This window comes from Tessaracoccus bendigoensis DSM 12906, assembly GCF_900141915.1.
Classification (GTDB): domain Bacteria; phylum Actinomycetota; class Actinomycetes; order Propionibacteriales; family Propionibacteriaceae; genus Arachnia; species Arachnia bendigoensis.
Map to the genome: position 1 here is coordinate 78,887 of NZ_FQZG01000010.1, position 7,955 is coordinate 86,841.

General features: G+C 67.2%; 8 protein-coding genes. All 8 read right to left on the reverse strand.

Annotated elements, in window-relative coordinates; all coding sequences use genetic code 11:
• Positions 1 to 59 precede the first annotated feature (59 nt).
• A complete protein-coding gene (locus tag BUC15_RS03840) occupies positions 60 to 512 on the reverse strand; it encodes a hypothetical protein (protein WP_073186225.1) in 453 nt (150 codons plus the stop codon).
• Positions 505 to 1,617: an MraY family glycosyltransferase gene (locus tag BUC15_RS03845; RefSeq protein ID WP_073186226.1), complete on the reverse strand. Its 1,113-nt coding sequence runs from the start codon at positions 1,615 to 1,617 to the stop codon at positions 505 to 507. The genes BUC15_RS03840 and BUC15_RS03845 overlap by 8 nt, the downstream gene beginning before the upstream one ends.
• Positions 1,617 to 2,339 carry an L-threonylcarbamoyladenylate synthase gene (locus BUC15_RS03850; protein ID WP_084189344.1) on the reverse strand — a complete coding sequence of 241 codons (723 nt, stop codon included), beginning with the start codon at positions 2,337 to 2,339 and terminating at the stop codon, positions 1,617 to 1,619. Before BUC15_RS03850 ends, BUC15_RS03845 begins: the two co-directional genes overlap by 1 nt.
• Positions 2,340 to 2,349: 10 nt before the next feature.
• The gene (gene prmC, locus BUC15_RS03855; RefSeq protein WP_073186228.1) at positions 2,350 to 3,189 is read right to left on the reverse strand and encodes a peptide chain release factor N(5)-glutamine methyltransferase; all 840 of its coding nucleotides are present in this window, start codon (positions 3,187 to 3,189) and stop codon (positions 2,350 to 2,352) included.
• The gene (gene prfA / locus BUC15_RS03860; protein WP_073186229.1) at positions 3,186 to 4,253 is read right to left on the reverse strand and encodes a peptide chain release factor 1; all 1,068 of its coding nucleotides are present in this window, start codon (positions 4,251 to 4,253) and stop codon (positions 3,186 to 3,188) included. Before prfA ends, prmC begins: the two co-directional genes overlap by 4 nt.
• An 84-nt stretch (positions 4,254 to 4,337) precedes the next feature.
• A complete protein-coding gene (gene rpmE / locus BUC15_RS03865) occupies positions 4,338 to 4,547 on the reverse strand; it encodes a 50S ribosomal protein L31 (protein WP_073186230.1) in 210 nt (69 codons plus the stop codon).
• A gap of 118 nt (positions 4,548 to 4,665) precedes the next feature.
• Positions 4,666 to 6,516: a transcription termination factor Rho gene (rho, locus tag BUC15_RS03870; RefSeq protein WP_073186238.1), complete on the reverse strand. Its 1,851-nt coding sequence runs from the start codon at positions 6,514 to 6,516 to the stop codon at positions 4,666 to 4,668.
• A gap of 204 nt (positions 6,517 to 6,720) precedes the next feature.
• Complete coding sequence (locus BUC15_RS03875; RefSeq protein WP_073186231.1) at positions 6,721 to 7,713, reverse strand: LacI family DNA-binding transcriptional regulator; 993 nt, start codon at positions 7,711 to 7,713, stop codon at positions 6,721 to 6,723.
• Positions 7,714 to 7,955 lie beyond the last annotated feature (242 nt).

Sequence of the window (7,955 nt, forward strand, 5' to 3'; positions counted from 1 at the left end):
AGCGGAAACTCACCGCGGTTTCACCTTGAGACACGCCTGTCCCATAGCACGGGCCGCCCTCAGGATTGCTTTGGGGGCTCGTATTCGTCGTCGTACACCGGTACCCGCTGCCTCGCGGCCACGAGAACCACTCCTCCAACCCAGGCGATCACGGTGCCGGCGACACTCAACACCAGCCAGCCGTCGACGATGTGCGGGGCGACCGCTGGCAGGTTGAGGATCACCCAGAGCCCGGCCGCGATGCCGATGACCCGCACCGCGTAACTGACCAGCACGAGCGCCATTCCCTGCATGGCCTCGAGCTCCGAGGCAACCACCTCGAGTGCCTGCCCGACGCTGTAGAAGATGACCACAGCCGCGAACCCGAGGGCCGCCGTCAGCGCCGCATCCGGTCCTCCGAGCGCGAGCCCCAGCCCGACGACCGTGAGGCCGACCGCGTGGCCCAACGCCAGCCCCCCGAGCATCATCTGGCGGGCGCGACGCGTGGCCGCTGTGATGCGACGCTCACGCATCGGAACGCGCCTCCGACCTCCGGGAGCGCACTGGCAAGAGAGTGAGGAGCGCGAGAACGGCGAGCACGCCCACCACGATCCATACGGTTGAGGTCCGAGGCACCAAGGCCATCGCCACGAGCCCGACGGAGACCGCCGCCGCCCAGCCGTACATCAGCAGCACCGCCCCCCAATGGGAGTGGCCGTGCGCGAGGAGTCGGTGATGCAGATGCTGCTTATCGGCCGAGAATGGATTCTGCCCCTTCCAGGCGCGCCGTATCCAGGCTGTCACCAGGTCGATGAGGGGCAGTGCCAACGCGGCGACCGGCAGCAGGATGGGCAACATGGCCGGAACCACGGCCGAGCCTCCACCGACCACCGACGGGTCCATGCGGCCGGTGTAGGAGATGGCGCTCATCGCCATCAGCAGGCCGAGCAGCATAGATCCCGAGTCGCCCATGAACATCTTGGCCGGATGCCAGTTGTGGAACAGGAAGCCGATCGCCACACCGCAGGTCGCCACCGTGATCAGGCTCGCGGTCGTGGCCCGCTCAAGGCCCTCGACATAGGCCAGGACGTAGGTGTAGCTGAAGAATGCGCCAGACCCGATCGCCACGATTCCGGACGACAAGCCGTCGAGCCCGTCCACGAAGTTGACCGCGTTGACGCAGACGGCGATCACCAGGACCGTGAGCAGGATGCTGGTGGCGTCGTCGAGGGAGATGATCCGCCCAGGCAGGGGGATCCAGAAGAGCCGGACGCCACCGACGACGGCGACACCGGCCGCGAGCACCTGACCGCCCAGTTTGACGAGCGGATTCAGATCGTACTTGTCGTCCAGCGCACCCACTGCCGTGATGATCAACCCGGCCCACAACACCGCAGATGCGTCGTGCATGACCGCGGCATACCGGCCCAGGAACGGCATCTGGAGCGCCACCAGGAGCGCGACGGCCAGGCCACCGAGCATCGCGATGCCCCCGAAGTACGGAATCGGGTGCGTATGCACGTCCCGGTCGCGCACCTTGGCCAGCACCCCGAACCGCACCGCTATGCCCCGGCAGGCACCCGCGAGCAGGTAGGTAGTGCCAGCCGCGATGAGCAGCACCAGAAGGTATTCGCGCATCAGTCGGGGTCAGGCGTCGGGCTAGGTTCAACCGCGGGATCGACCTCCGGCTCCGGCTCCAGCTCCGGAGCATCGATGCCGTCGACGAGCGGCGCATGCTGCCGCAGCGTCTCCAGCGTGATTGCGCCGTCTCGCAGCACCTTGCCTTTGTCGGTCGATGCGAAATCGACGATGGTCGAGGCGACTCCCCCACCGACGGGTCCCCCGTCGAGGTAGACGGCAACCCGATCGCCCAACTGGGCCAAGGCTTCGTCGCAGGTCAGGCCTGCTTCGCGGCCCGAGACGTTTGCCGAACTCACGGCCAGCGGGCCGGTGCGCCGCAGCAGATCCCGTGCCACGTCGAGGTCGGGCACCCGTACCGCGACGGTTCCGAGGCTCTCCCCGAGGTCCATGCCGCTGCGCGGCTGCGCCTTCAGCACAAGGGTCAGCGCGCCCGGCCACAACGCCTTCGCCAGCGCGGCCGCCCCCTCCGGCACCTCGTCGGCGATGGCGCGCAGCATCGACGGCTCGGCGATCAGCACTGGCGGTGGCATGTCGCGGCCACGTTCCTTGGCGTCGAGCAACCCCTGGACCGCATCCCGGTCGAAGGCATCTGCCCCGATGCCGTAGACGGTGTCGGTGGGCAGCACGACGCAGGCCCCGCGTCGGACGGCGTCAACGGCCTCGCTGAGGGCGGCTTCCCGGTCGACGGCAAGGTTCAAGACGCGGGCGGGTTCAGTCACGGCGTTCATCCTACCGGCCCGCGATGGGCTGGGCGGCCGTCACGAAGCGGGGTCGGCCGGTCAGGTCCGCGTGCGGTGTCACGTCCACGAAACCCGCCTCCCGGAACACTTCCATTGCCGCTGGCTGGTGCGAGTCATCGTGTTCGGTGGCTACCAGCGCACCGGGCCTCAGGAGCCTCGAGGCGACCCGCGCCACGACACGGATCGCCTCGAGGCCGTCGACCCCCGAGAAGAGGGCCAGCCCCGGGTCGTGATCCACGACGTCGCTCGGCAGGAAGGGGCGCAGCGTCTCAGGCACGTAAGGCGGGTTCACGATCAGAAGGTCGACGGTGCCGTCGAGGTCGGGGAAGGCCTCGGCCATGTCGCCCAAGACCAACTCAACGCCACGCCCGGCGAGGTTGGCGCTCAGGTAGCCGAAGGCCACGGGATCAACCTCGACAGCGTGGAGGTCGACGCCTCCGATCTCGCTGGCGATGGCCGCTGAGATGGCACCCGAACCTGCACACAGTTCGACGACGCGGCGTGAGGTGCGCTCGCCGAGCCGGTCGAGGGCCCAGCCGACCATGATCTCGGTCTCGGGCCGCGGAATGAACACGCCCGGCCCCACCTTCAAGGTCTCATGACGGAAGTAGGCCACGCCGGTCAGGTGCTGTACCGGCTCCCCCGCCACCCGGCGCGCCGCCAACTCATCGATCCTGGTCTGCTGTTGCGCGGTCACCCGATCGATGAGGACCAGCCGGGACTGGTCGATCCCGAGGACGTGCGCAACGATGGTGCGCGCCTCCGGTCCCGGGCTGGGGCAACCGCCGTTGGCGAGTTCACCCGCCAGCCGGAACGCGGCCTCACTCATCCACCCACCCCGGCGAGCCGCTCGCTGAGGTCCTGCTCGGCGAGGGCGTCCAGCACCGGCGTGAGCGCCCCCTCGAGCACCTGATCCAGGTTGTGCGCCTTGTACCCGATGCGGTGGTCCGTGATCCGGTTTTCAGGGAAGTTGTAGGTGCGGATCCGCTCCGAGCGGTCGACGGTGCGGACCTGGGACTTGCGGGCGTCGGAGGCCTCGGCCGCGGCCTGGGCCTCGGCCTGTTGGATCAGCCTTGCTCGCAGCATCCGCATGGCGGACTCCCGGTTCTGCAGCTGGGAGCGCTCGTTCTGGCAACTGACCACCACGCCCGTCGGCAGGTGGGTGATCCGCACTGCCGAGTCGGTGGTGTTTACCCCCTGCCCCCCTGGTCCCGACGAGCGGTAAACGTCGATCCTCAGATCGTCGGCGTTGATCTCAACCTCGTCCGCCTCGACGTCCGGCATCACGAGGACACCCGCCGCCGAAGTGTGGATGCGACCCTGTGATTCGGTGACTGGGACGCGCTGGACACGGTGTACCCCGCCCTCGAACTTCAGCCGACCGTAGGGCCCGAACTCCTGGTGCCCTGTCGCCTTGACGGCCACCGTCACGGACTTGTAGCCGCCGAGGTCGGTCTCCTGGGAATCCAGCACCTCAATCTTCCACCCGACCTGCTCGGCGTAGCGCATATACATCTTCAACAGATCGCCCGCGAACAGGGCCGATTCGTCGCCGCCCTCGCCGGATTTGATCTCCAGCAGTGCATCGGCATCGTCGTTGGGGTCGCGTGGGGCGAGCAGCCGCGTCAACTTCTCCGTGGAGGCAGCCAGCACCCGGTCGAGTTCGGCAACCTCGTCGGCAAACGACGGATCATCGTCTGCGAGTTCCGCGGCCGCCTCCCGGTCTCCGGTGAGACGACGGAACTCCTCGATCCCCTCGACGATGGGCCTCAGTGAGGCATACCGGCGTCCGACCCTCCGGGAGCGCACCTCGTCCCCGTGCAACGCAGGGTCGGCCAGTTGCTGCTCAAGATCGTGGAACTCATCGATCAGCGGCTGTGCGTTGTCGAACATGTGACTCTTCCCGGGTGTCGGTGCTGGGCAAAAGAAACGAACGCCTGCCGGGCCATGACCCAGCGAGGCGTTCGTCGTCTTCGGCTACTTCTTCTTGGCGTAACGCCTCTCGAAGCGGGCGACGCGGCCGCCCGTGTCGAGGATCTTCTGCTTGCCGGTGTAGAACGGGTGGCACTCGGCGCACACGTCGGCGTTCATGCTGCCCTTCTTGAGCGTGCTGCGCGTGGTGAACGTGTTGCCGCAGGTGCAGGTCACCTGGGTCTCCACGTAATCAGGGTGGATGCCCTGCTTCATGATGGTTCTCCTTCTAGAGTGGCCGGGTCGCTCCCACCGAGACAGGTCGGGAAATGTGCGTGAACCGGCACAACTGACAATTGTGCCTCGCGCGGGCACCGTTTCCAAGTCTGGCGGTTCAGCCTTCCTGAGCGGGCGTGGTCTTGAGCACGCTCAACAGGAAGTCGTGGTTGCTCGGGGTCTTGGACATCCGGGATTTCAGCGTCTCCAACGCCGCCTGGTCGTCGAGACCGGACAGTGCGCGCCGCAGCTTCCAGATGATGTTGAGCTCGTCTCGCCCGAGCAGCAGGTCTTCGCGACGGGTACCGGAGGCGTCGACGTCGATGGCAGGGAAGATGCGCTTGTCCGCGAGTTCCCGCCGGAGCCGCAGTTCCATGTTGCCCGTGCCCTTGAACTCCTCGAAGATGACCTCGTCCATCCTCGAACCGGTTTCGATCAGCGCGGTCGCCAGGATCGTGAGCGAGCCGCCGTTTTCGATGTTGCGGGCCGCGCCGAAGAACTTCTTCGGCGGGTAGAGGGCGGCCGAATCGACACCACCGGAGAGGATCCGGCCGGACGCGGGGGCGGCCAGGTTGTAGGCGCGTCCCAGGCGCGTGATGCCGTCGAGCAGCACCACGACGTCGTGCCCCAGCTCGACCAGGCGCTTGGCACGCTCGATCGCCAGTTCGGAGACCATGGTGTGGTCCTCCGCTGGCCGGTCGAACGTCGACGCGATGACCTCGCCGGAGACGGTGCGCTGGAAGTCGGTCACCTCTTCGGGACGCTCGTCGACAAGGACGACCATCAGGTGGACCTCTGGATTGTTGGCCGCGATGGCGTTGGCGATGGCCTGCATCACCATGGTCTTGCCCGCCTTGGGCGGCGAGACGATCAGGCCACGCTGGCCCTTGCCGATCGGCGAAACAAGATCGATGATCCGGCCGGTCAGGTTGGTCTGCACCGTTTCGAGGCGCAGCCTCTCCTGCGGATACAGCGGCGTCAGCTTGGCGAACTCGGGGCGCCCCTTCGCCTTCTCCGGGTCATCGCCGTTGACGGTGTCGAGGCGGACCAGCGGGTTGAACTTCTCCTTGCGTTCGCCTTCCCGCGGCGTGCGGATGGCGCCCGTCAGGACGTCTCCTCGCCGCAGGCCGTAGCGACGGACGGTCGACATCGGCAGGAACGCGTCGGCCGGGCCTGGGAGATAGCCTGTGGTGCGGACGAACGCGTAGTTGTCGAGGACGTCGACGATGCCCGACACGTTTGCGAGGACATCGTCCTCACTTACCGTCGGTTCCGCCTCCATCCGGTCGAGCCCCTGACCACCCCGACCGGAGCGGCGGTTGTTGCTGTTGTTGCGGTCACGGTTGCGGCGTCGGCGGTTCCGGCGCGAATTGCCTGAGTCGTCGTCGAAGCCGGAAGAGTCCACCTGCGGCGCCTTGGCCGCCGCGGCAGACTGGCTCGGCTGCCCCATCGCGGCGTCGAGCAGCTCGCCCACCTCGGCGTTGGTGTCGTTCTGGGCGCCGCGGTCGCGGGGCCGACGACGGCGGTTGCGTGAACCACCGTCGGAGCCGGTCTCCCCCTCAGCGGAGTTGTCAGACCCGGCGTTTCTGCCCTCCCGGGGCTGCCCTTCCGAACTCTGGGCCTTGCCCGCGGACTCACCGTCGGCCCTGTCTTCACGGTTCTGACTGGCTTCACGGTTCTGACCAGTGCTCTGCCTGCCCTTGTCCTGCGCGACCAGTTCGGGTTGGGATGTGCCTGGCGCGTCCGAACCGCGCTCCTCCGACCTACCCTGCCCTTCGGACCTGGCTTCGGCGGAGCGATCCCGGCGAGGGTTCGCACCCTGTTCAGGCTCCGTAGATCGGCGTTCTGCCCGGGGCGCTGAGGCCGCGCCCGTCGATTGGATCGCGGCGATGAGTTCGCCCTTACGCATCGCGGAGATGCCTTTGATCCCGAGGCCGGAGGCCACCGACTTGAGTTCAGGCAGCTTCATGCCGTCCAAACGGGAACCGTTTTCGGTCACGGATTTCCTTCCACAAAAGACCGATGGGCGAGTGCAAGAGCCTCATCGGCTGACAAAGATGGGTTCACCAGAGCGCTGCACAGGCATGGAACTTACATTTCGCAGCTGGGCGCCATCGATCAGTGAACGCAACAAGCCTAGCACCGTCGGAGAGATGGGCAAAGCCGCCGAATTTCAGGCCCCACTCCGGCCGGTGGATGAGCGGACCACGAGTTCGGGTGCGATCACGGTTCGGCGCGGAGCACCGTCGTCGCCTCGGAGCCTGGCCAGCAGGGTCTCCCCCGCCACCTCACCGACCCGGAAGGTGTGCGCCTCGACCGTCGTCAGGGCCAGGAAGCGGGACTGCGCCAGTTGCGAATTGTCGAAACCCACCAGCGAAACGTCGCCCGGCACCTCACGCCCCAGCTCCCGCAACGCGGCCCTCGCGCCGAGCGCCATGGTGTCATTGGCGGCGAAGACGGCAGTCAGGTCCGGATTGGCCCTGAGGAGTTCGCGGGCGCCCAAGTACCCGCCCTCCTCATTCGTATCATTCTCAGCCCCCGCATCCTCGGGGGTCAGACGATGCTCGGTCATCCAGCCCCGGTACGCCTTCAGGCGCCCGAGCGCGGACCCGCCTGTCCCCGTCACATGTCCGATCCGACGGTGCCCGAGGCCGAACAGGTGACCGAGCGCCAGCCGCATCCCCTGTAACTCGTCGGTCGACACGATGTCCGCGCCCGCGACCTCGTGCAGGCGCCACCCGGATACCACGACAGGCACGCCCAGCGGTCCATGATCATGCCCCGGCTCCGCGGCGATCACCAGGGCGTCGACCTGAGTGGAGAGGAAGCCCTCGATCGCGTTGCCCCCGGCGTCGCCGCGGTGCTCGCGGACCGCGATGTGGAACCCCTCGGGTTCGAGCACCCGCTGCAGCCCGTGGAGGACGTCCACGTACCAGGGATTGCGGAAGTCGTCGATGACGAGGCCGACGGCCCTGGTTCTCTTGGCTGCGAGAGACGCGGCCGCTCGGCTGGGCCGGTACCCCAGACGCTCGATGGCAGCCTTCACGGCCTCGCGCTTGGCCGGGCTCACGAGATCTGAGCCGTTGAGCACCAGGGACACGAGGGACTTCGAGACCCCAGCCTCACGGGCGACGTCATAGATGGTCGGTCGGCGGGCGCTGTTCACCGCTTCACCCTAACCAGTGGCCGATCCTTGTCGCTATACAGAGCAGAAGCGACCGCCGGCCGAGCCTTGTCGCACGTCACCGCCCGGACCTCGTGTCGGCCAGATCCGCGTCACCAGCGAGATGCCGCAGGTGGGCCGTCGGCTGGGCAGAGATTTGAGCAGGATTTACAACTCATTGAAGCAACGACGGTGTTGTCTGCTGACGATGCCAGCATCTGACCAACGAGCAGTAGATCCTGCTC

Bases quoted from the DNA above. Each gene is read 5' to 3' on its own strand.
- rho (WP_073186238.1), bottom strand. From the start codon at position 6,516: ATGAAGCTGCCTGAACTCAAGTCGGTGGCCTCCGGCCTCGGGATCAAA.
- prfA (WP_073186229.1), bottom strand. From the start codon at position 4,253: ATGTTCGACAACGCACAGCCGCTGATCGATGAGTTCCACGATCTTGAG.
- prmC (WP_073186228.1), bottom strand. From the start codon at position 3,189: ATGAGTGAGGCCGCGTTCCGGCTGGCGGGTGAACTCGCCAACGGCGGT.
- BUC15_RS03845 (WP_073186226.1), bottom strand. From the start codon at position 1,617: ATGCGCGAATACCTTCTGGTGCTGCTCATCGCGGCTGGCACTACCTAC.
- BUC15_RS03840 (WP_073186225.1), bottom strand. From the start codon at position 512: ATGCGTGAGCGTCGCATCACAGCGGCCACGCGTCGCGCCCGCCAGATG.
- rpmE (WP_073186230.1), bottom strand. From the start codon at position 4,547: ATGAAGCAGGGCATCCACCCTGATTACGTGGAGACCCAGGTGACCTGC.